21 protein-coding genes, 1 tRNA gene and 1 pseudogene are annotated in these 22,112 nt (G+C 61.9%); 8 read left to right on the forward strand and 15 right to left on the reverse strand.

Annotated elements, in window-relative coordinates:
- Nucleotides 1–24: 24 nt before the first annotated feature.
- A complete protein-coding gene (locus MIC97_RS04720; protein WP_239799065.1) occupies nucleotides 25–288 on the reverse strand; it encodes a hypothetical protein in 264 nt (87 codons plus the stop codon).
- On the opposite strand from MIC97_RS04720, the gene MIC97_RS04725 reads away from it, so the two are divergent.
- Nucleotides 272–2,011 (forward strand): GGDEF domain-containing phosphodiesterase, encoded by a 1,740-nt coding sequence (locus MIC97_RS04725; protein WP_239799066.1) that lies wholly within the window; start codon nucleotides 272–274, stop codon nucleotides 2,009–2,011. The genes MIC97_RS04720 and MIC97_RS04725 overlap by 17 nt on opposite strands.
- 953 nt (nucleotides 2,012–2,964) lie before the next feature.
- On the opposite strand, the gene MIC97_RS04730 is transcribed toward MIC97_RS04725, so the two are convergent.
- Both MIC97_RS04730 and MIC97_RS04735 read right to left on the reverse strand, forming a co-directional pair.
- Nucleotides 2,965–3,040 (reverse strand) — tRNA-Lys (locus MIC97_RS04730).
- 118 nt (nucleotides 3,041–3,158) lie between these two features.
- Nucleotides 3,159–4,058, reverse strand: a complete 900-nt coding sequence (locus MIC97_RS04735) for a PhzF family phenazine biosynthesis protein (RefSeq protein WP_239799067.1) — start codon at nucleotides 4,056–4,058, stop codon at nucleotides 3,159–3,161.
- A 115-nt stretch (nucleotides 4,059–4,173) separates the two neighbouring features.
- On the opposite strand from MIC97_RS04735, the gene MIC97_RS04740 reads away from it, so the two are divergent.
- From MIC97_RS04740 to MIC97_RS04750, 3 genes are read left to right on the forward strand one after another with little or no spacing between them, the layout of a single operon-like run.
- Complete coding sequence (locus MIC97_RS04740; RefSeq protein ID WP_239799068.1) at nucleotides 4,174–5,472, forward strand: efflux RND transporter periplasmic adaptor subunit; 1,299 nt, start codon at nucleotides 4,174–4,176, stop codon at nucleotides 5,470–5,472.
- Nucleotides 5,473–5,476: 4 nt separating this feature from the next.
- Nucleotides 5,477–6,190 (forward strand): ABC transporter ATP-binding protein, encoded by a 714-nt coding sequence (locus MIC97_RS04745; protein WP_239799069.1) that lies wholly within the window; start codon nucleotides 5,477–5,479, stop codon nucleotides 6,188–6,190.
- A complete protein-coding gene (locus MIC97_RS04750; protein ID WP_239799070.1) occupies nucleotides 6,187–7,410 on the forward strand; it encodes an ABC transporter permease in 1,224 nt (407 codons plus the stop codon). Before MIC97_RS04745 ends, MIC97_RS04750 begins: the two co-directional genes overlap by 4 nt.
- A gap of 120 nt (nucleotides 7,411–7,530) precedes the next feature.
- Here MIC97_RS04750 and MIC97_RS04755 read toward each other — a convergent pair whose 3' ends face one another.
- Both MIC97_RS04755 and MIC97_RS04760 read right to left on the reverse strand, forming a co-directional pair.
- Entirely contained in the window at nucleotides 7,531–8,244 is a 714-nt protein-coding gene (locus MIC97_RS04755; RefSeq protein WP_239799071.1) for a hypothetical protein, read from the reverse strand.
- Between the two features lie 7 nt (nucleotides 8,245–8,251).
- The gene (locus tag MIC97_RS04760; protein ID WP_239799072.1) at nucleotides 8,252–9,367 is read right to left on the reverse strand and encodes an endonuclease/exonuclease/phosphatase family protein; all 1,116 of its coding nucleotides are present in this window, start codon (nucleotides 9,365–9,367) and stop codon (nucleotides 8,252–8,254) included.
- A gap of 162 nt (nucleotides 9,368–9,529) precedes the next feature.
- Between MIC97_RS04760 and MIC97_RS04765 the strand changes: the two genes are divergently transcribed.
- Nucleotides 9,530–10,042 (forward strand): BA14K family protein, encoded by a 513-nt coding sequence (locus MIC97_RS04765; protein ID WP_239799073.1) that lies wholly within the window; start codon nucleotides 9,530–9,532, stop codon nucleotides 10,040–10,042.
- Between the two features lie 76 nt (nucleotides 10,043–10,118).
- On the opposite strand, the gene ilvC is transcribed toward MIC97_RS04765, so the two are convergent.
- The 4 genes from ilvC to MIC97_RS04785 all read right to left on the reverse strand — a co-directional run bounded on the left by ilvC (nucleotide 10,119) and on the right by MIC97_RS04785 (nucleotide 13,985).
- A complete protein-coding gene (ilvC, locus tag MIC97_RS04770) occupies nucleotides 10,119–11,138 on the reverse strand; it encodes a ketol-acid reductoisomerase (protein WP_183830988.1) in 1,020 nt (339 codons plus the stop codon).
- Nucleotides 11,139–11,180: 42 nt separating this feature from the next.
- A complete protein-coding gene (locus MIC97_RS04775) occupies nucleotides 11,181–11,831 on the reverse strand; it encodes a TetR/AcrR family transcriptional regulator (protein ID WP_183830990.1) in 651 nt (216 codons plus the stop codon).
- A gap of 335 nt (nucleotides 11,832–12,166) precedes the next feature.
- Entirely contained in the window at nucleotides 12,167–13,435 is a 1,269-nt protein-coding gene (locus tag MIC97_RS04780; protein ID WP_239799074.1) for an NAD(P)/FAD-dependent oxidoreductase, read from the reverse strand.
- Nucleotides 13,436–13,634: 199 nt separating this feature from the next.
- Entirely contained in the window at nucleotides 13,635–13,985 is a 351-nt protein-coding gene (locus MIC97_RS04785) for a hypothetical protein (protein WP_239799075.1), read from the reverse strand.
- Between the two features lie 234 nt (nucleotides 13,986–14,219).
- Between MIC97_RS04785 and MIC97_RS04790 the strand changes: the two genes are divergently transcribed.
- Together MIC97_RS04790 and MIC97_RS04795 are read left to right on the forward strand one after the other, a co-directional pair.
- Entirely contained in the window at nucleotides 14,220–14,993 is a 774-nt protein-coding gene (locus tag MIC97_RS04790; RefSeq protein WP_239799076.1) for a hypothetical protein, read from the forward strand.
- 13 nt (nucleotides 14,994–15,006) lie between these two features.
- A complete protein-coding gene (locus MIC97_RS04795) occupies nucleotides 15,007–15,852 on the forward strand; it encodes a hypothetical protein (RefSeq protein ID WP_239799077.1) in 846 nt (281 codons plus the stop codon).
- A 30-nt stretch (nucleotides 15,853–15,882) separates the two neighbouring features.
- On the opposite strand, the pseudogene MIC97_RS04800 reads toward MIC97_RS04795, so the two are convergent.
- The 3 genes and pseudogenes from MIC97_RS04800 to MIC97_RS04810 form a co-directional block, all read right to left on the reverse strand.
- Nucleotides 15,883–16,640 (reverse strand): annotated as a pseudogene (locus MIC97_RS04800) (IS5 family transposase).
- Nucleotides 16,641–16,812: 172 nt separating this feature from the next.
- Complete coding sequence (locus tag MIC97_RS04805) at nucleotides 16,813–18,732, reverse strand: potassium transporter Kup (RefSeq protein ID WP_239799078.1); 1,920 nt, start codon at nucleotides 18,730–18,732, stop codon at nucleotides 16,813–16,815.
- Nucleotides 18,733–18,827: 95 nt separating this feature from the next.
- A complete protein-coding gene (locus tag MIC97_RS04810) occupies nucleotides 18,828–19,571 on the reverse strand; it encodes a pyridoxine 5'-phosphate synthase (protein WP_239799079.1) in 744 nt (247 codons plus the stop codon).
- Nucleotides 19,572–19,675: 104 nt separating this feature from the next.
- Here MIC97_RS04810 and MIC97_RS04815 point away from each other — a divergent pair, with 104 nt between their 5' ends.
- Nucleotides 19,676–20,074, forward strand: a complete 399-nt coding sequence (locus MIC97_RS04815; protein ID WP_239799080.1) for an STAS/SEC14 domain-containing protein — start codon at nucleotides 19,676–19,678, stop codon at nucleotides 20,072–20,074.
- Nucleotides 20,075–20,203: 129 nt separating this feature from the next.
- Here the strand turns inward: MIC97_RS04815 and MIC97_RS04820 are convergent, their stop codons facing one another.
- The 3 genes from MIC97_RS04820 to MIC97_RS04830 are packed head-to-tail and all read right to left on the reverse strand — an operon-like array spanning nucleotide 20,204 to nucleotide 22,044.
- Nucleotides 20,204–21,331, reverse strand: coding sequence for an ATP-dependent RecD-like DNA helicase (locus MIC97_RS04820; RefSeq protein ID WP_239799081.1), 1,128 nt, complete (start codon nucleotides 21,329–21,331; stop codon nucleotides 20,204–20,206).
- Between the two features lie 44 nt (nucleotides 21,332–21,375).
- Nucleotides 21,376–21,783 carry a type II toxin-antitoxin system VapC family toxin gene (locus tag MIC97_RS04825; protein WP_239799082.1) on the reverse strand — a complete coding sequence of 136 codons (408 nt, stop codon included), beginning with the start codon at nucleotides 21,781–21,783 and terminating at the stop codon, nucleotides 21,376–21,378.
- A 3-nt stretch (nucleotides 21,784–21,786) separates the two neighbouring features.
- Entirely contained in the window at nucleotides 21,787–22,044 is a 258-nt protein-coding gene (locus MIC97_RS04830; RefSeq protein ID WP_239799083.1) for a type II toxin-antitoxin system VapB family antitoxin, read from the reverse strand.
- Between the last annotated feature and the right edge of the window lie 68 nt (nucleotides 22,045–22,112).

The following is a 22,112-nucleotide window of genomic DNA, read 5'->3' on the forward strand; positions in this document are numbered from 1 at the left end:
TCATGAGGTTGGACGTGGCCTCGATCAACCCTGTTTAGATGACAGGGTGTCGCATGGGTTAGGCAATGATCCGGCAAATTGAAACTGTTTAAAGGCGGATAAGGGAAATCGCTGTTTCGTTTTCGCTTTCCGGCAGCAACTGACGAGCCGGAGGTTCCAAAAATTTAACCCGGCTTTCCTAGAAGTCGACACAGGGGATTTGGGCATCACCTGCCGCGCATCGGGCACGGTGGGCGAAACATCCTGGGCAACAGCGTACATGACATCGCAGATGAAGAAATCCAGCATTCGGCCGTTTCCGTCGGAGATGGAATTCATACGCTACGCGCTCGACAGCGCCGCCATCGTTGCCATCACCGATGTGCGCGGCACGATCACCTTCGCCAACAACAAGTTCTGCGAGATCTCAGGCTATGCGCGGAATGAACTGGTCGGCTCGAACCATCGGATGCTTCACTCCGGAATTCATGACAGGAAATTCTTCCGTCAGATGTACCGGCGCATCGCTGCTGGTCAGGTATGGCAGGGCGAGATCTGCAACCGGCGCAAGGACGGAACCCATTACTGGGTCGACACGACCATCGTGCCGCATGTGAATTCGGCCGGCAAGGTCGACAGCTACACCGCCATCCGCTTCGACATCACCGCGCGCCACAGCGCCGACGAGAAACTGCGCTACATCGTCAACATCGACGCGCTGACAGGCATCGCCAACCGGCGCCGCTTTCAGGAGTATCTGGAGACGGTTATCGCCAATCACGTCGCCAGCGATGCCAGCAAGGTCCATCTGGCTCTTCTCGACATCGATTCCTTCAAGGAAATCAACGATACCTTCGGCCACGACGTGGGAGACGATCTTCTGCGCGTCGTCAGCGGCCGGCTTTGTGAACTGACCAGCGAAGACGTTTTCGTTGCCCGCCTCGGCGGCGACGAGTTCGGCATCGTCATGACCGGCCTTGACGACAGGCAGGTGCATGAGATCACCGGCAAGGTGTTGTCCTGCCTGCGCCAGCCGGTCAATCTTGGTCCCGTGGTTCGCCGCTGCTCGGCCAGCATCGGCATTGCGACCTTCCCGGATCAGGCTGGTTCGCTCGATGAGCTGTTCAAGGCAAGCGACCTCTCGCTTTATCGGGCAAAGGAACTGGGCCGCGACCGTGTCCAGTTCTTCGTGCCGCGTCTGCGCGAGGTGGCCCTGCGCAAAAGCGAGCTGATCCACGCATTCGAGACCGGCCTCGCGCAAGGCCAGTTCCGGCTGTTCTATCAGCCCATCATCGCAACCAACCAGCTCCTCGACCCGGCACTGGAAGGGCTTTTGCGCTGGGAACACCCGCAGCACGGCCATCTGGCGCCGGGTGCATTCCTGTCTGAAATGAACGATCCCGGCCTTATGGCCGCTCTCGGCATGTTCGTGCTGGAGCAGGTCTTCGCCGACATGCAGAAAATGCAGGAAATGTCCCTGCCGCTTCGCCGGGTGGCCATCAACGTGACCAATGCCGACTTCCGCTCCGATGCATTCGTCGACCGCTTTTTCGAGCTTGTCGAAGAGACGGGCCTGCCACCGCAAAAATTCTGCATTGAGGTCACGGAAGGTGTCTTTCTCGGACGCGACTTCCAGCAGCTTGAGGGCCGCCTGCATCGCCTCCATTCGGCGGGTGTCGAGATCGCCCTCGACGATTTCGGCACCGGCTTTGCCTCCCTGTCCCATCTGCGGCACATGCCGATCGACCGCGTGAAGATCGACCGCAGCTTCATATCGAATCTGGGCACGAGCAGCGCCGATCTTGCGATCGTCCGCGGTGTCATCGACATCGCGCATGGAATGGGCAAGGCGGTCACTGCCGAAGGTGTCGAGACGGAACATCAGGTTGAAATCCTGACGCAACTGGGCTGCGACAGCCTGCAGGGCTGGTATTTCGCCAAGGCCTGCAACCTGCTGCATCTGCCTTTCATGATGGCCAGCCTGAAATCCTATGCGAGAGACCGCATGCAGCGCCACGCCGCTGCAAGCTGAACCCTGCCGCCCCACCGGCGAAAGATTCGAACGGGTCATGCTGGAAATACCCGCCTGATCGACGCAGCGCCCTTCTGGTCGCCATAGGGACCCGGTAAGGGTCCCGATGCCCGCAAGGACGCCCGGCACGCGGCCGGGTGGCGATGGCAGGAACTACATCCATCCGGCCTGCTTTCAGATATTCCCTGAACAGATCCGCGCGGCATCTGATGCCATGGCCTGGGTTGCGGAACCATTCGGCAATGCTGCAGAGAGGGCATGCTATCCTTCAGGACTGCATGCCAGCCCACTTCACGCATCGTGACAATGACGAAATAGTTTGGTAGATACGCCGGGTTTCATCGCTGTGAGTAACCGGTAAAATGGATCACCCCCTGAGTGGGGAGACTACCGATTGCGCTTCTCCTGAAGCGACTAGGCAACCGCTCCGACAAGAAAATTCGCGCAGATCAGAGACGATTGTCATCGTCTGCTGGATAGTTGGCGGCCTCGTCCTGATGTGGATCCTGATAGCTATCCTGACAGGCGCAAACGGCGCCTCATTGTTCAGGACATAGTGCACAGGCTCCGAATCTCTGTAGCGAGCACACCTGCCTTCGCGTTCATCGACGTGATGGCGTTCGATCACTCGCACCGTCCGTCGGGACCTCGTCCATTTCGGCACAGGCCCGGACAGCATCGCCCAGGCGGCAATGCCCATCCTCCGGCCGCCCGGTTGGATAGCCCCTGGCATCCGAAGCATCGATGCGACGAAGGATCCGGCATGCATGCCATTTTAAGTCATCAGACCGAACCCGGACAGGCGCCGCAGACATAGGGCACATCGCGGAGATGTCCGGCCATTCGAGGGCATGGTGCGAGACGCTCAGAGCCGGAATGACACACGCGTGAAGTGCAAAAAACAGGCCATTTTCAAAATGGCCATCACAACATACCGGCTAAATAATTGAAAATGGTGGGTGATGTAGGGATCGAACCTACGACCCGCTGATTAAGAGTCAGCTGCTCTACCGACTGAGCTAATCACCCACGGGCGTTGGGAAAACCAACGTTGGCGGGCATATAGCTGCCGCCATGAAGCCTGTCTACCCCTGTCCTGATATTTCGCTGAGAAAACATTCGCACATGTGAAAAAAAGATCAGGCAGCTAAACGAAAAGCCGTCCTTCAGCGGTTTTGACAGCGTAACCGCCAATGCGGGCCGCCGCGAGCTGGCCCTTGCGGACTTCCAGTTCCAGACGGATTCGGGAGGGGCGCTCCATTTCCAGCCCCTGCTCTATCCACAAGGGCGACATGCCCTCGCCGGGACCGTCGAAATGCATGATCGTTCCGGCAAAGGCGGCGGCCGCCGAACCCGTTGCCGGGTCTTCGTAGGAAGGATTGCCGGCAACGAACATGCGCACATGGAAAGCGCTGTCATGGCGGACGGTTTCGCGGCAATAGACATAGGCGCTGGCGTGGGCGGTTTCGCTCTTGAGTGGCGCGATCTCCGCCCAAAGCTGCGAATCGATACGGGCCTTCGCCGCCTCTTTCAATCCGGCCACCGGCACCATCACATAGGGAACGCCGGCGCTCCAGCAGCACAGGCGGTGATTCTCGAACCCCATCTCATGCGGCGCGAGGCCCAGCGCCGCTCCCACGGCTTCCGGCGTCATTGCAGCATCGATTCGCTCGGGAAGCTTCGGCAGATCGAACTCCGCGAACTGGCCGTCATGCGACACCGCGCATCTTACCGGGCCGATATTCTCTTCGAGAACGAAAATGCTGGCGCCCTCGCCGCTCTCTCTTGCCAGTGCGACCGCCGTGCCGACAGTCGGATGCCCGGCAAAGGGCATTTCATAATGGGGCGTGAAAATCCGGATTTTCGCCCTGTGCCGCGCCTGTTCGGCGGGCAGGACGAACACCGTCTCCGAGAGATTGAACTCGCGTGCAATGCGCAGCATCGAACGCTCGTCCAGCCCCTCGCAATCAAGCACGATCGCCAGCGGATTGCCGCCGAGGGCCTCTTCTGTAAACACGTCATAGACCAGATATCTGCGACCCTGCATTGCCGGATTTCCTCCGCCAGATGGCGAAACATGAGCGAAATTTAATTTGAATTTCAGGCTCTGACACCTGATGTGTGTTCGGTAAGGGACATTACTTCTAATATAGGGGTCCGGCGTGGACCAGTTTGTCAATCCGCCCAGGGCGGAATCGGAAAACGCGATCGAGGCCAGGCTTGGTCTCACCGGCAAGGGTGCGGCCAAGCCGTCCCGCCGCCGGTTGGGCTATGTCGTGCTCGGCATCGCGGCGGTGGCAGCGGCCTTTGCCGGCTATAGCTATTTCTCCGCCTCCCCTGCCCGCATCGTGTATGCAACCCAGCCGGCTGCCCGCTCCGACCTCGTGCTTGAGGTTTCAGCGACCGGCACCCTTCAGCCCCTGACACAGGTGGACATTTCGAGCGAGCTTTCCGGCATCATCCGCTCCGTCGCGGTCGCCGAGAACCAGGAAGTGAGTGAGGGCGATGTTCTGGCAACGCTCGACACCTCCAAGCTCGAAGTGCAGATCGACCGCGCCAAGGCCTCCGCCAAGGCAGCCGAAGCGAAGGTGGATGACGCAGCCGTCACCCTGAAGGAAAGCGAACAGGCGCTGGTCAGGGCCGAGGCGCTGACCAAACGTGGCATGGCGACCGCGCAGGCGCTGGAAGCGGCAACCGCCACCCGCGACCGGGCGAAAGCCGCACTTGACAGCGCGGAGGCCAACCTCGCCATCGCACAGGCCGATCTCAAGGCACAGCAGACCGATCTGGCAAAAAGCACCATCTATGCGCCGATCAGCGGCATTGTACTGACCCGCTCGGTCGATCCCGGCCAGACCGTTGCCTCCTCCCTTCAGGCGCCGGTGCTGTTCGTGCTTGCCGCCGATCTGAAGAAGATGGAACTCAAGGCCGCCATAGACGAAGCCGATATCGGCACGGTGAAAGCCGGCCAGCAGTCGCGTTTTTCGGTCGATGCCTTTCCCGAGCGCCGCTTCGATGCCACCATCCGCGACATTTCCTATGCTTCCGTCACCACGGACGGCGTCGTGACCTATGATGCCAGGCTGGAGGTCGAAAACGACGAACTCCTGCTGCGTCCGGGCATGACGGCCACCGTCACCGTCATCACGAGACATGCCAAGGACGCGCTCACCGTTCCCACCACCGCTTTCCGTTACCGGCCTTCCGCCCAGCAGAGCGGCAGCGACTGGAGCGCGCTTTCGATGCTCACCGGCCGCATGCAGCCTCCGCGCGAGCGTCGTGGACAGCAGCAGGGTCGCCAGCGCGAAGCTGACGGCAGCCGCACGCTCTATGTGCTTAAGAATGGCGAACCGCAGCCGGTGCGCGTGCATGTCGGCTCGACCAATGGTGAACTGACGGAAATCCTGTCGGGCCTCTCCGAAGGCGATCTGGTGATTACCGGCCAGCAACAGCGGGGCTAGCGCCATGGCCGCCTCATCGCTCATCCATTTCGACAAGGTCTGGAAGACCTATGGCGAAGGCGAAGCGCGGGTCAACGCGCTCGCCGGCGTCGATCTCACCATCGAAAAAGGTGAGTTCGTCTCGATCATGGGGCCCTCCGGATCCGGCAAATCGACGTCGATGAACATCATCGGCTGCCTCGACACCCCTTCTGAAGGCACCTACTCCTTCATGGGCGTGGATGCCGGACGGCTGGACCGTAACCGCCGCGCCCTGCTGCGCAGCCTCTATATCGGCTTCGTCTTTCAGGGCTACAATCTGCTGGCGCGTACCACGGCGGCTGAAAACGTCGAGCTGCCGCTCATCTATCGCGGCGTTGCCGCCGCAGAAAGGCGCAGCCTCGCCATGCAGGCGCTTGCACAGGTGGGGCTGGAAGGCCGCGAGCACCATACGCCCGCCGAGCTTTCAGGCGGCCAGCAGCAGCGTGTGGCCATTGCCCGCGCCATCGTCACTCGCCCCACCCTTCTGGTCGCCGACGAGCCTACCGGCAATCTCGACACGGCACGCAGCCACGAGATCATGGAACTGATGACACAGCTCAATTCGGATCATGGCCTGACCATCGTCATGGTCACGCATGAAGCCGACATCGCCGCCTATGCGGGCCGCACCATCCACTTCCTCGACGGCAAGGTGGCGGCAGACCTGCGCAACACCGTGCGAAGGAAAGCGTCATGATCTGGGAGACCATCCGCCTCGCCCTGCGCTCGGTGCGCCGCAATGCGCTGCGCTCCTTCCTCACCCTGCTCGGCATCGTCATCGGCGTTGCCGCGGTCATCGCCATGCTCACCATCGGCTCGGGCACGACCGAGAAGGTCAAGGCCGACATCGCCCAGCTCGGCTCCAATCTGCTGGTCGTCCATCCAGGCCGTCCCGCCGGCCCCGGCGGACCGGGCGGCGGAAGCGACTGGGGCCAGCGCCGCAAACTGGGCTCCAAGGAGTTCGACGCGCTGTCCACGCGCCTGACCGGCGCACGCGCCATTTCCGCAGCTTCACAAAAGCAGGTGCGGGTCATCTACGGTACGGAAAGCCTCAGCGTTTCCGTGACCGGCACCGACAGCGCCTTTCTCGATGCCCGCAACTGGACGCTGGCCTCCGGCCGCCCCTTCACCGAGCAGGAAACCCGCAATGGCGCGGGCGTGTGCCTGATTGGCGAAACGGTGCGCCAGCAGTTCTTCGGCGCGGGCGATCCCGACGGCGAACTGATCCGCGTGAACCGCTCCGCCTGCAAGGTCATCGGCCTTCTGGAGCCGAAGGGCTATACGGGCTTCGGGCAGGATCAGGACAATGTTGTGCTGATGCCGCTGGTGGCCTTCCAGCGCCGCATCGCCGGCAACCGCAACATCGACAACATCTATGTTTCGGCCGAAGATTCGGTGCAGACCAGCGAATTGCAGACGCGCATCGAAAACATCTTGCGCGACGTGCGCCGCATTCCTCCCGATGGCGAAGACGATTTCGGCGTGCGCGACATGACCCAGATCGCCGACACCATGGCCAGCGCCAGCGCCACCATGACCGGCATGCTGGGCGCGGTTGCGGGCGTCAGCCTGCTGGTCGGCGGCATCGGCATCATGAACATCATGCTGGTCTCGGTGACGGAGCGAACGCGCGAGATCGGCATCAGGCTCGCCATCGGCGCGCAGGAAAAGCACATCCTCATCCAGTTTCTGGTCGAGGCGACGGTTCTGTCGCTGCTGGGCGGCATCATCGGCATCCTGCTTGGCCTGTCACTGGCCGGCGGCGCGGCTTTCGCGCTATCGATCCCGTTTGCGCCAAGTGCCGCCGTGATCATGCTGGCCGTGGGCTTTTCGGCCCTGATCGGCATGGTGTTCGGCTTCTTCCCCGCCCTGCGCGGCGCCCGCCTCGACCCCATCGATGCGCTCAGGCACGAATAGAGCACTTCTGCTTTTCTCCGAATCGCAGAAGTGCTCTATCCTTTTGTTTTAGCTGAATTTATGCGACGCCGGATGTTTTCATCCGGCTGCAAAATGCTCTAGGCTCAGGGTCGATTGAACTCAGGCGCCGGCGAAATGCCAGCCGACGAGTGCCGGCATGTAGCTCATCATCCCCGCCGGATGCGTGGAAGCGTCGCGAATGACGACCGGCTCGCTGATTTCCGGATCGGGATCGGCGGCGATATGGGCCTGAACCTGAACGGCGATCTCATCGGCTGACTGCGAAAACCGGTAACGGCGGAAAATCACCACCCCGCCCGGCGTCGAGATCAGATGATGACGCGCCTCGGGCACGGCGGCATCGAGATCGAGCCCGGTTTCCTCCATGACCTCGCGGGCCATGTTGCGGTGCAGATCGACCTGTCCGTCGACGAAATCGATGGGCTCGAAGGAGCCAGCCGCGAAATAGACCTTGCCGGCATTCAGCGTATGCGGCGCCATGCGGATCGCCACCAGCGCGCCGTCGCCGGATACCGGCATGGCGTGCGCGAAGGCATGATGCGCGCCGGGCGTCTCGGGATGGCGGCGCCAGTGCAGGAAAGTCGAATAGCGCACTTCATGACAGATACCGGCCAGCACTCCGCCGTCATAGGTCAGCGACGACAGCAGAACCATCGTTCCGTCGAACAGGGCGGGATTGCCAGCCTGATGTTCCAGCCAGCCGGCAGCGATCGCCTCGGCATTGTCGCGCTCGAACGGATGCGGCGCGGGATCCAGTTGCACGTCGATCCTGTCGACAGGCAGGATCACGTTCGCAGGCAGGTTGAAGCTCACCGCCGCCTCACACAATGTCCAGCGTCACCGCCACCGGGCAGTGATCGGAAGCCTTGGGCCGGTCCCAGCCAACGCGCGGAAAATGGCTGACCTCCTGTCCCACCGGGAAAGGAGTGCGATATGGCTGGCCGTTGCGGATGATATCCGGCACAGCGCCTGCATTTTCCTCCGCAAGCGAGCGCGACAGAAGGATGTAGTCGAGCTGGCAAAGATGCCGCTCCTGCGGCCCACGCGTATGATAAAGCGTCCAGCGATCCATCTCGGGACGGCGCTCGACGACATTCTCGCAAAACCCGTCGTGAAGAAGAGCATCGAGACAGGAAACAGCCTCGTCACGCACCTCGAAGCGGTAGTCTGATGGACCGTCGCCTTCGATCACCACGCGCTGCCGGTAATCGTTCATGTCGCCGCAGATGGCCCATCGCTTGTCTGTCGCGCGATCCCGGCCGAAACGCTGTTCGATGATGTGGCGCACGGCGCGGGCTTCGGCGAAGCGGATCGGCATGGTTGCATGCCGCCCGTCCATGCCGTTGCGCGGCGCGCCCCCCATGGATTTGAAATGGACCAGATAGAGCGTCAGCGGCTTGCCGCCGATTTTGAGGTCGATTTCAAGACAATCGCGGCGGAAGATACGCTCGTGCGGCTCCTGCCCCAGCGCCGCCAGTTCCGGCGTGTGCAGGCCAAGCTCGCCATAGGTGAGATGGGCATGGCTGGTCATGCGCACGAACTCGATCGGCTGGCCGTGCGCGGTCTCGTCCCGCATCATCAGCGCGACGTCGATGCCGCGCGAATCATTGCCGGACGTGGTGTATTTCTGGCGGTATCCCTGCCCCACCATCTTGAAAAGATAGCCATACTCGAACGCCTTCAGCGCCTCGATATTGTCCACCTCCTGCATGCAGATGATGTCGGCCCGGGTCGCCGCGATGGCAAGGGCGGTGAGCTGGCGCGTATCATCCGAATGGGCGATGGCGCGCGCCTGTTCCAGTGCGCGGTATTCCGCCTCGCTCTTGATCTCGAACAGGGCCAGCGTCCTGTCCTGATTGAGCTGATTGCGGAAACCGGAGAAATCGAACCTGTTCATCAGGTTTTCGACATTGAAGGTAGCAAGGCGCAAAGACATGGCAGCGACAATTGCCTGCAAGTCACCTCAAAGACAAGCACAGAAACATGACCTTCACGGAACCCGCACCGTTCATCCTGCGTTCATTGACCAGTCGTCATGCTGCAGCCAATTGCCGGAACCGTCCGGCGCTGCAACTTGCTCTATCCTTGGGAGTGGCACATGAAAAAGCTTCTATCCTCTCCGTTCAGGGCCGGGCTGACCGTGCTGTGTCTCGCCGGCATGCTTTCCGTTCCGGCCATGGCAGGTCCGCCGCCTGCAAATGTACCTGCCGCACCTGCGGCCAGTGCAACTCAGGACGTCACCAAAATTCGCGATGAACGCTGGCGCAGGCCTCCTCATCACGGAAACCGGCCATCCGGCAACTGGAACCGTCCGCATCGTCCTGGTGGCTCACACTGGAGACCGCCACAGCATGGCGGCAACTGGCACCGTCCACGGCCGCCGCGGCACCATTACTACCGGCCTCATTACGGCGGATCGGGCTTCTATCTCGGCCTTGGACTGGGTGCGCCGGCCTATCGCTACTACACCGAGCCACGGCGCTACTATCGCCCGTCCGGCAACGCGCATGTACGCTGGTGCTACGACCGCTATCGCTCCTACCGGGCCTCGGACAACACCTTCCAGCCTTACAATGGGCCGCGCCGCCAGTGCCGGTCGCCCTACGGCTGAACCTTTTCCCTGCCCGTAAATGGAAAAAGGCCGGCGATGGTCATCGCCGGCCTTTCGTTTTTCTGGTGCGGAAAACTTAGTTCTTTTCCTTGTCGACCAGCTTGTTCTTGGAGATCCACGGCATCATGCCGCGCAGCTTGGCGCCGACCTCTTCGATCTGGTGCTCATCGGCCAGACGACGGGTTGCCTTGAAGCGCGCACCGCCCGAGCGGTATTCCTGCATCCACTCGCTGGTGAAGCGGCCGCTCTGGATGTCCTTCAGGATGCGCTTCATCTCTTCCTTGGTCTCGGCGGTGATGACGCGCGGACCCGACACATACTCGCCCCACTCGGCAGTGTTCGAGATGGAGTAGTTCATGTTGGCGATGCCGCCCTCGTAGATGAGGTCGACGATCAGCTTCATTTCGTGCAGGCACTCGAAATAGGCCATTTCCGGCGCATAGCCGGCCTCGACCAGAACCTCGAAACCGGTGCGGATCAGCTCGACCACGCCGCCGCACAGAACGGCCTGCTCACCGAACAGGTCGGTCTCGCACTCTTCGCGGAAGTTGGTCTCGATGATGCCCGAGCGGCCGCCGCCAACGCCGCAGGCGTAGGACAGGCCGAGGTCGAGCGCGTTGCCGCTGGCATCCTGATGCACGGCGACCAGGCAAGGCACGCCGCCACCCTTCTGGTATTCACCGCGAACGGTGTGGCCGGGGCCCTTGGGCGCAACCATGATGACGTCGACGGACGACTTCGGCTCGATCAGGCCAAAATGCACGTTGAGGCCGTGGGCAAAGGCAATCGCTGCGCCGTCGCGGATATTCGGGGCGATCTCGCTATTGTAGATGTCGGCCTGCAGTTCGTCGGGAGCAGCCATCATCATCAGGTCGGCCCACTTGGCGACTTCGGCAACGGTCATCACCTTGAGGCCGTCGGCCTCGACCTTCTTGGCGGTCGCCGAGCCGGCCTTCAGGCCGATGGCGATGTCCTTCACGCCGGAATCCTTGAGGTTCAGCGCATGGGCGCGGCCCTGCGAACCGTAGCCGATGATGGCAACCTTCTTGCCCTTGATGAGGTTCAGATCTGCGTCGCGATCGTAATAGACACGCATGATAAAAGTCCTTCCCGTTCCTGTATTGACCTGTCGTGTGGATTAGTTGGCCTGTTGACCCTTCCCGGCCCCGTGCAGGGCAAGAAACTGTTTGGTGGCGCGCGCCGCATCTTCCTCGATCGCCGCCTCCGTCATGCCCGGCCAGTCGCCGAGCAGAAGCCGGATCTGCACATCGCGCGCGACCAGCCCGAAAAACGTCCTGAACGCGGTTTCCGCATCCTCGAACACAAGAAGTCCGGCCCGCTTGCCGGCATCGAGCACCGGCTTCAGCCGTGCGGCCAGCGCAAAACGGCCGTTCTGCAGTACGATCTCGCCGAGCTTGTCGCGGCCTGAGCCTGCATGGCTGATCGCAACCCGGTTGAGCGCCACGGAAGTATCGCTCGAAATCACCTTCAGCCAGTCTCGCGCATAGCTTTCCAGGCTTTCGGTGAGCGACACCAGGTCCGGCCTGCCCTGATCGACGGGCACCACGCGCACCTTGGAAGCCTGCCAGCGCACGGTCGCGGTGAGCAGCCCGTCGCGGTCACCGAACCATTTGTAGAGGCTTTCCTTGGAGCATCTCGCCCGGCGCGCCACGGCAGCCATGGTGAGATTGTCGCCGTCTTCGACCAGCAGGCGCAGAGCTGCATCCAGAATGTCTTTCTGACGCTCCGTGAGCTTCTGCACTTCCTCCTGTTCGTACGCCTGAACCACGTTGTCGTCCGCTCATCGCTTGGCAGCAAAAGCCCTGCCCGCGCCCTTCCCCTAATCGGACGGCCGCATCTTCAGATGCCGTACCGTACGTTACGGTTCCTGCTATGCCCGATCACCATCGGGAAGACAAGAGGGTCTTTTCACGCAAGGCTGATCTTTTGAAAAAATATCCCTTGGATCATTTGTGCATTTCCCCGACCCCCGGAAACGCTCCAATCTTTTTTCTCGATAAAATCCCGGACGCAAAGCCGCTTCGCGCTTTTGCCGGAATTGCCACAGGTGCCGGAAGATCCGCATATCAGAGCCGGAATTTTATACGCCGGCGAACCGGCGGATCACTCAGCGAACGCCGCCACAGGCCGCGCCGGCGCTGCAGCGACCTGTTGCCAGTCCGTCTCGCTGAGGCCGATCCCGCGCAGCGGATCGATGATGGTCCCCGCCACGAGCGCGGCGAGAATGCGCGGCGACGGCGGAATCTTCGCGGTGGTCGCCACCACGCTGTCACGCATGAAGGGCAGCAGCCAGCCGTCCGACTGGTAGAACGGCGTGAACACGCGCGACAATGTCTGGAAGCTGCGGATGTGCCAGCGCCGCGTCCGCGCATAGGCGGCGAGCGCATCCTCGATAGTTGCGCTCTGTTTCAGCGCATGGGCCAGCGCCGCCGCATCGAGAAGCGCCATGTTGGCCCCCTGCCCCAGTTGCGGGCTGGTGGAATGGGCGGCATCGCCGATAATGGCCAGCCGCCGACCGGCCGGAACCGGCAGCGTGTGGTGGCCATAGCGTGCCAGCGAAAGCTGGTCGAAACTGTCTATCTGGTCGACATACGCAGCGCATTTCGGCCAGTACCCGACCACGCGGGCTTTCCACGCCTCAAGGCCTTCGCTCTGCACGCGGGCGGCGGCGTCCGGCTTCAGGCTCCAGAAGAAGGCCGCCATCCGCTCTCCGCCCGGTTCGGCACGGCCGATGGGCAGCACGCCGATCATCACCCGCGCCCGGTCATAGCGTTGCAGCAGCGCATGTTCGTCGAACCCGTCTCCGCGCCAGCCCAGCGACGCCCAGAACGCGCCATAGGCCAGCGGCTCCGGCTCGACAGGAACATCGGCATGGCGTCGCAGACGGGAGCGCGTGCCGCTGGCGTCGATCACCAGATCGAATGATCCGAGCCCGCGCCCCTTGTCGTCGATCAGCGTTGCCGCCTCGTCCGCATCGAGGGAATCGATCTCGACGCCCGTCTCGATGGCGATGCCCTCGCGCAGAACCGCGCGGTAGAGCACGCCGAAGAGTGCGGCGCGGTGCACCGCCACCCCGAAGCGCCCGCCCGGCAGGGCCCGGTAGCGGACATCCAGCACCGTGCGCCCGGAGCGCGCATCCGTGCCGTGCAGCCGGTCGATGCGGCTGCCAAGCGCCATGATGTCGCCCAACAATCCAAGGTCGTCCAGAACGGTAAGCCCGGTCGGTTGCAGGATAAGCCCCGAGCCGACCGGAGCCGGATTTTCGAAACGCTCGAATATGGTGATCCTGTGCCCGGCGCGGTGGAGATAGAGTGCCGCGGCAAGACCGGCCGGTCCCGCGCCTGCAATGGCGATCGATAATTTTGGCTGCACGTCAGACCTGCTTTGTCCGGCAATGCCGTTCCGCACCGTAGTTTGCCGGATCATGCGTCTGCGGTTGCGTCCCCCTCGTGCGGGATACAACAAAGCCCTGCACCGCCACAACCATGCCGGAAACGAAACCGGGCGGCGCATTGCCGCGTCGCCCGGTCGCCCCCGCAAATTGCCTTGCCGGCTGCTGCCGGTCGCAAACCTATTTCACGACGATCGCGACCGTTCCGGACTGGTAGCGATGGCCTTCCGAGCCCGTCGCGATAGCCGTGCCGTTCACCGCACGGGTCGGCACGCGCTTGCCGCAATCCCGGCTGACGCGGCTCGAAAGCCCTCCATCGGAGTAGTTCACGATCGAGGATTTCGGCAGCCGGCCCACGATGTCCGCATAGCTCGGCGCACCGGCGCTGCACGAATTGCCCCGGTAAGCGGTCAGGTGCTTCGTTTCGCCCACCCTCATCTCGACGGTCTTGTCGGCATTGGTCGCAGTGACGCAGCCCGACAGCATCAGCCCCGAAAGGATCGACATCGCACCAACAACAGCGTTTCGCATCTCTGTTAAGCCCCTCTCTGTAACGCCTGAAAACTGATCCACCGGAGCCAGGCAGAACATCGGCGGTGGTCCTTCCGGCGTGCCAAATCCATTCGCGCCAGCAAATCGAAAAGTCCGCCAATCACCGGAAAATCCGGAAAAACGAGAGCAAACTTGATTGCTATCTCTATGAATTGCTTTTTAAATCACCTCTCAGGCAGCGGAGCGGATGCGCACAGCATGCGGGGACAGGGCATGCAGGAACAGGATTGGGGCAAATTCAGCCGATGGCACGCATTGCTGGACGCGCTGTGTGACAGAAGCGGCCATATCGATAATTCGGCACTGGCCAGCCAGCTGTGCCACCGTTCCGGCAAATCCGCCCGCGAGGATTTCAACGCCGCGGAAAAAAACCTGCGCAACTGGCGGGCCGGTCGGCACCTGCCGCTGCGCCGCAACTTCATGATCCTCGCAGAATTGCTGCGGGTGTCGGACAATCCCGAGCTTCTGCAACGATGGAACCTCCTCTACGCCGCCGCGCGCGGCCGGGAACTGCCGGACACCGGCAACACAGCCGCCGACATGGATGCCAGCGGCAATGTCCGAACGCGCCCCTCCATCGCCGGGCGGCTGCTCTGGTCAGGAACCGGCATCATTGCTGCCTTGCTGGCCGCCACCGGCATCCGATGGATGATGGTCGATCCCCACAGGGATCTGCCGGTCATCGGCTATGATGCGCGCGTTGCCATGGTGATCGGGGAAAGCCGCGTCATCCACGGAGATCGCGGCGACTGCGACGGTGGCAACATCCCGGACTGGACCTATACCGCACCGCGCGTTCCCCACAGCTCGCTCGGTGTCTTCACCGACGGCGGTCTCGCGCGCAAGATGAGCAACTATTGCAACAAGGTCGTGCCGGTCCGGGCAGTGCGCTTTACCGCACGGACGGCAGGCGTCGAGGAAATCCGGCTGCTCGACGATTTCGTCAAGATTTTCGTCACCGATCCGGTAAACCTCGTGACCAGATGAAGCGGAGGGGACAATGGGGGAACCCGACGGCACGGCATTCCGGCACTGGCATGCTCTGTTCGACGAACTGTGCAATCGCGCCGGCTATTACGACGACGCGACGCTCGCCAGCGCCTATTGCGCGCTGACCGCCAGCAAGGGCCAGCGGCAGCATGAAACGGCCCTGCGCAACCTGAACAACTGGCGTTCAGGCCGTCACCTGCCGCGCTCCGGCAATCTGCGCGTGCTGGCAAAGCTGCTCAATGTGGCGGACGATCCACAAACGCAGAAGCTGTGGAACCAGCTTTACAGGCAGGACGGCGAGATGGAAGGCAAGGTCCGTCCCGGGCTGCCGGTGCCGGTGGCGCAATATGCCGTGCCTTTCCGAGCCCCCGTGACAGCTCTCACGCGGGTGACGGGCCGGCCAACCGGCATGACCACCCTTTTTGCCCCTGAGAGGCTCGGCCGCAAACGCTTTTCGGCAATGCAGGCCGCATTCGGCGGCGCGGTGCTTCTGGCGGTCGGGGCGACCGCAGGCGCACTCGTCACCGCTTCCGGATGGCGGCCATGGGCTGGTCCGGCCGACCATGCGCCGATCATTGCCTTCAATCCCGTCGTGAACATGAAGGTAGGCGACTCGCGCCCGATCTATGCAGAGCGCGGCGATTGCGGGAAGCTGCCCCGCGACTGGCACCTGCTGGCCTCGGACCTGCCGGAACTGCGCACCGGCACATTTTCCGATGGCGGGCTGGCGCGGCGCTTCAGCAAGTTCTGCCAGGGCCTCACCCCGGCCCGCGCCATCGTCTTCACCGCCTCCGCGCCCGGCATCGAGGAATTCGAGATACAGGGCGATTTCTTCAAGATGACGGTGACGGATTAGATCGAGGCCATCTCGGGCTAAGGTTCGGACTCAATCAGTCCACCATATGATTGTTGCAGCGAGAGTGACGGCCGATAGGAAGTTTCTGGCAAGCTTGTCGTATCGTGTCGCGATGCGTCTCCAGTCCTTCAGCCGGCAGAACATGCGTTCGACGAGGTTTCTGCGTTTGTAGAGCACGATGTCGAAAGGATGATGGCGCTTACGGGTCGGGTTGTTGGGAATGACCGGCACTGTAGCGCGCTCGATCATGAACTGACGCAAGCCATTGGCATCATATGCCGTATCGGCGGCTCAGACCTTTGGTGGCGCCAGCGGGCCGGGCAGGGCGGCGGCCACGCGGACATCGCCGCGTTGGCCGGGCGTCACTTCGAACGCGATGGCCCTGCCGGCGCCGTCACAGACCGCATGGATCTTGGTCGTTCTGCCACCGCGCGAGCGGCCGATCGCCTGCGCATCCGCCCCCCTTTTCCACCTGCGGCCGAACGGTGTGCCTTGGCGGTCGTGGAAGCGATGGCCTGAAAGTCCTCATCGGGCGACACCGAGCGCAAGGCTTCAAAGAGCTTCTGCCAGACCTTGCGCCGAGACCATCGGTTCCAGCGATTGTAGACGGTGGTATAGGGGCCGTAGACAGGCGGGCAGTCGCGCCAGCGGCAGCCCGAACGCAGAACGTGAACAATGCCAGAGATTACCCGACGGTCATCAACCCGCCGAGCGCCCGGCTGGTTCCTGGGAAGGCAAGGCTCGATCGCAGCCCACTGCTTGTCGCTCAACCAGAACTCGTTGGCCATATCATGCCCTCCTTTGTCAGGAGAAAATCATATTCCAACGCCTAATCAAAGCGATGATTGAGTACGGATCTTAGAGCACTTTGCAGCCAGATGGAAACATCTGGCCTCGCACAAATGCAGCCAAAACAATGAGATAGAGCGTTTCTGCGATTCAGATAAAAGCAGAATTGCTCTAGATCGCCACCTGCGTGCCGATCTCCACGACGCGCCCGGTCGGAATTTGGAAATATTCCGTCGCATCCGCCGCCGTTCGCGCAAGGCTGATGAACAGGCGATCCTGCCACATCGGCATGCCGGAACTGGCCGATGCCTTCAGCGAGCGTCTGGAGAGGAAGAACGACGTGGTCATGATGTCGAACTTCCAGCCCTGCTTGCGGCAGGTGGCCAGCGCGCGCGGAATGTTCGGCTGTTCCATGTAGCCGAATGTCAGCGTGATGCGCATGAACAGGTCGTTGATCGCTTCCAGCTTCACGCGCTCGCTGTCCGGCACCTTCGGCTGCGGCGCCGTCACCACCGACAGGATGATGTTCCGCTCATGCAGCACCTTGTAGTGCTTGAGGCTGTGCATCAGCGCGGTCGGGGCGCTGAACGGGTCGCTGGTCAGGAAGATCGCCGTTCCGGGCACCAGCTGGGGCTGCTTCTTTTCCAGATTGCCGGCGAGGAATTCCAGCGGAATCTCATTCTTGCGTGTTTTCTCAAACAGCAGACGCGATCCGCGCACCCATGTCACCATCACCACGATGACCATGAAGGCTACCACCAGCGAAGCCCACCCGCCGTCCCTCACCTTCATGGCGTTGGTGACGAGGAAGCCGAGCTCGATCAGGCCGAACAGAGCGGTGAGGCTAAGCGCTGCCCACAAAGGCCATTTCCAGATGCGGATCATGATGATGCCAAACAGCGTGGTCGTGACCAGCATGACGCCGGTGACCGCGATGCCATAGGCCGAAGCAAGGCCTTCGGACTCGCGGAAGCCGAGCACCAGCAGCAGCACCACAACGGCCATCAGGAAATTGACCCGCGGCATGTAGATCTGGCCCGACTGGGTTTCCGAGGTGTGGCGGATCTCCATGCGCGGCAGCATGTTGAGCTGAACAGCCTGCCGTGTCAGCGAATAGGCGCCGGTGATCACGGCCTGGCTGGCGATGACGGTCGCGGCCGTCGCCAGCGCCACCATCACGTAGAGCAGCCACCCGTCGTTCATCTGGAAGAACGGATGGCCGACAGCGCCGTCATGCGACAGAACGAAAGCGCCCTGCCCCAGATAGTTCAGCAGAAGACAGGGGAACACCACCCAGAACCAGGCGAGCACGATCGGCCGGCGGCCGAAATGGCCGAGGTCCGCATAGACGGATTCGGCACCCGTGACGGCCAGGAAGACGCCCCCGATGATGGCCATCGAAACCGTGGTTTCCTGCCCGATGAAGCGCAGCATGTAGAGCGGATTGAACGCCAGCAGAATTTCAGGATCGTGGATGATATGCCTGAGCCCGGCAAAGCCGATCGCCAGAAACCAGATCAGCGTGATGGGCCCGAAAATGGTGGCGACACCGCCGCTGCCGAAACGCTGGACGGAAAACAATATCAGCAGGATCACGACGGTAAGCGGCACGATGTAGGGAGCGAAACCCTCGCCGATGATGGTCAGCCCTTCCGTGGCCGACAACACCGAGATCGCGGGGGTTATCACCGCGTCGCCGTAGAAAAGTGCTGCTCCCAGCATGCCGATGCCGAGGATCAGGGCCGGCCTTTTGGGAAAGGCCGAGCGGCTGAGCGCCATCAGGGAAAGCGTTCCGCCCTCGCCCTTGTTGTCGGCGCGCAGCACGAACATCATGTACTTGACCGCCACCACGATGGTGAGCACCCAGATGATGAGGGACAGCACACCCAGAATATCGTGGCGCACAGCGCCCTCCCATCCGGATGCGGCGCCGAGCGCGACGCGAAAGGCATAGATCGGGCTTGTGCCGATGTCGCCATAGACGACGCCAAGCGCGGCGAGCATCATGAGCGGCGTGCTTTGGGGCTTGTGTTCGGGTTGGTCTGCCGGTGCGGCGGACCCGACCTCGCTACCGGGATCGGCAACGGCCATGGAAAGAACTCCGTTAAGCGCGCGGTGCTCTACTCTCGGCGCGGCGCAATATCAAGTCCCCGTCGTCCGTTCGCCACCCTTGCTGCCGCACAGGGTCACGGCCAGCCGCAGGCTTTCAGGAACCGCCTGACAGTGGCGCCCATTCCAAACTCCAGCGCATCGGCGGTCAGCCCATGCCCGATGGAAACTTCCGCAAGCCGGGGAACGCGTTTCACCAGAGCCGGCAGATTGGCGACCACGAGATCGTGGCCGGCATTCACTTCGAGCCCCAGCGCAAGGGCTGCATCGGCGGCCTTTCCAAGCTTTTCCAGCTCGGCGGCCATCCGGTCCGGGTCGGAGTGGCAGCTCGCATAGGGGCCGGTGTAGAATTCCACGCGGTCGGCGCCGGTGTCGCGCGCCGCCGAAAGGCCTTCCGTGTCGGGATTCGCAAACAGGGATACCCTTGCCCCTTCCTTCTTCAGCCGCCGCACGATCGGTGTGAGGAACGCAGCTTGCGCGATGAAGTTCCAGCCATGGTCCGAGGTGGCCTGTGCCGGATCATCGGGCACGAGTGTCACCTGCTCCGGCTGATTCTTTTCAACCAGCTGCAGGAAATCCTCGTTCGGATAGCCTTCTATGTTAAACTCTGCCTGCGGGAACTCGTCATCGATCAGGGCCCGCAGTTCCGGAAGATCGGAATTGCGCGTGTGTCTCTGGTCGGGACGCGGATGGACCGTCAGTCCGTGGGCGCCGGCGGCCAGCGCGACCCGCCCCAGCCCGGTCACGCTTGGCCACGGCAGATCTCGTCTGTTGCGCAGCATGGCGACCGCGTTGAGATTGACCGACAGCTTGACCGGCATTGTGACCTCCCGAGCATATGTGCCGGCATCTATAGCGGCTTTGCAGGGAACAGACAGCGGATTTGTGTGTTCCAGAAGACAAACGCGTTCCGGAGGGAGAATGGATGAATTATCTTGAAGCCGTGCCTGCCATCCGCCGTATCGACAGCAGCAGGGACGATCTGTTTGCGATCGATATCGTGGGAGAGGTGAATTCGGCCGACGCAGAGAACCTTTACGGCCTGCTTGAGGCCGCCTGCGCGCTGCATCCGCGCGTCGACGTGCTGGTGCGTCTGACCGACTTCGACACTGCCGACTGGTCGGAAACCTCCCCGCAGACGATCGAGCAGGGCCGGCAGATGGCGCTGGCGCATGTCAGGCGCTGTGCCAGCGTCGGCGGGCCGGACTGGACCAGACGCATTCGCGCAGAACTGCAGCCCGAACAGGAGCTCAGGTATTTTCCGGCTGAACGCGAAGCGGAAGCATGGGAGTGGCTGGGCGCGAAACCAAAGAAAAGCACCTGAAACGTGCTGCGGCCGCCCGAAATACTGCGCCTGCACGAAATCGGGCGACGTGTTCACGCCCTGTTTTGAGGCATGTCGCATCCCCGAAAAAGGCCCGGTTTCAAAGCGGCTCGCTTCGGAGCCATGCGGCTACCTGACGATTGTAAGCCTTTCGGCCGCGCGCGTGATGGCCGTGTAGAGCCAGCGCTCCCGCGTGTCCTTGAACGCCCAGCTTTCGTCGAACAGCACCACGTCGTTCCACTGCGAGCCCTGCGCCTTGTGAACGGTAAGCGCGTAACCGTAGTCGAAATCGTCGAAGCGCCGCTTCTGCTGCCACGGAATCTCGGCCTCGGCATCCTCGAATGCGGCCTTGAGCAGCTTGATCTTGGCGACGCCGCGGTCCGGATCATCCTCTTCCGGTGAAACCAGCAGGTTGATGCCGGGCTTCACCGTTTCGCGCGACGCGGTCATCACCTTCCACAGAGAGCCGTTGAGCAGCCCCTTGGCCGGGTCATTGCGCAGGCACACGAGCTTGTCGCCGGCCTGCGGATAGTCAGCAGTGAAGCCCTTCAGCTCGCGCAGCCTGCGGTTGTAGCGGCGGCGGGTGCGATTGGTGCCGACCAGCACCTGATCGGCGTCGAGGACCAGATCCTGCGTCACCTCGTCCTTGCCGATCACCCGCGCCCCGCCATAGTCGCCATAGGCGAGATCCCGCCCCTCGCGCACGTCCAGCGCCATGCGGATAATGGGATTGTCGCGCGCCTGCCTGTGGATTTCGGTCAGCAGGAAATCAGGTTCCTGCTCGGTGAAGAAGCCGCCACCGGAAATCGGCGGCAACTGGCCCGGATCGCCCAGAACGAGGATCGGCGTGCCAAAGCTCAGAAGATCGCGGCCAAGCTGCTCGTCCACCATCGAGCATTCGTCGATGACCACCAGCGCCGCCTTGGCGATCGGACTCTGGCGATTGAGCGAGAAGGTCGGCGACATGGAGGTCTTGCCGGTCGTCTCGTCCTCGACCGCTTCCTCGCCACGCGGACGGTAGATCAGCGAATGGATGGTGCGGGCATTCGTTGCCCCCTTGGAGCGCAGAACCTGCGCGGCCTTGCCGGTGAAGGCGGCGAACTGCACCTGCCCGTCGACATGCTCTGCGAAATAGCGCGCCAGCGTCGTCTTGCCCGTTCCGGCATAGCCGAAGAGGCGGAAAAGCTGCGGCCGGCCAGCCTTGAGCCATGTGGCGACTGCCTTGAGCGCCTCGTCCTGCTGCGGTGAAAATTGCATGAGATGGTCAGACAGGATTCGCTTTGCAAGAGCAAGGCAGGATTTTAGCCGAGATCCGTGGCAGCAAAATCATCACCCTTATACAAAATCTCCATGCCACCTTGCTTGGCAACAGCATAAGAAAAGCAATCACCCAAATTCAATTTGGCGACATGACCGCTGCCTTTGCCATAGCGGTCGCGAGCGATAGCCAGTTCTGGTAGTAATTCAGCCCCAACTCCCTGAATTTCAGCCTTTGCTAATCGCAAAAAATTCAGAACTTCACTTAATCCCGCAGAACAACTTCCTGTGAGACCCGACATGGCTATCGAAGCCTCGAACGCCGAAACAATGGAGGTTACACAAACTTTCGTCTGCTCGATTCTGTCAAGAAACTCCTGACGCTCAGTCTCATTTTTCAGAATAGCCACGATGGCGGAAGTCTCCAGATAAAGAATCTTTCCCTCGTCCATCGGTCAGCTTTCCTCGCCCCACAGCTCGTCGAAGAACTCTTTATCCGTAGCGAGGCCACCGCGCGGCAGCCTGTCGAGGCGATCCAGCAACGGCTGCAATCGCATCCGCAACGGAACATCAACCACCTTCGCTTCGGCGGCATCTGCCGCCAGAGCCTCCCTGGTGGCCTCCTTTATCGCTTCGGTAATACCTATACCCCGTGACCGCGCCAGCTTCCTTACCAGCAGATCCGCCTCATCGTCCTTAACGTGTATCACCATTTTATATACAACCATAAATACTTTATGTAAATAGCATTATAGCGTATATAAAACGAGAACAAAAGGGG

This window comes from Aquamicrobium sp. NLF2-7 (assembly GCF_022359935.1).
In the GTDB taxonomy this organism is placed as follows: Bacteria; Pseudomonadota; Alphaproteobacteria; order Rhizobiales; family Rhizobiaceae; genus Mesorhizobium; species Mesorhizobium lusatiense.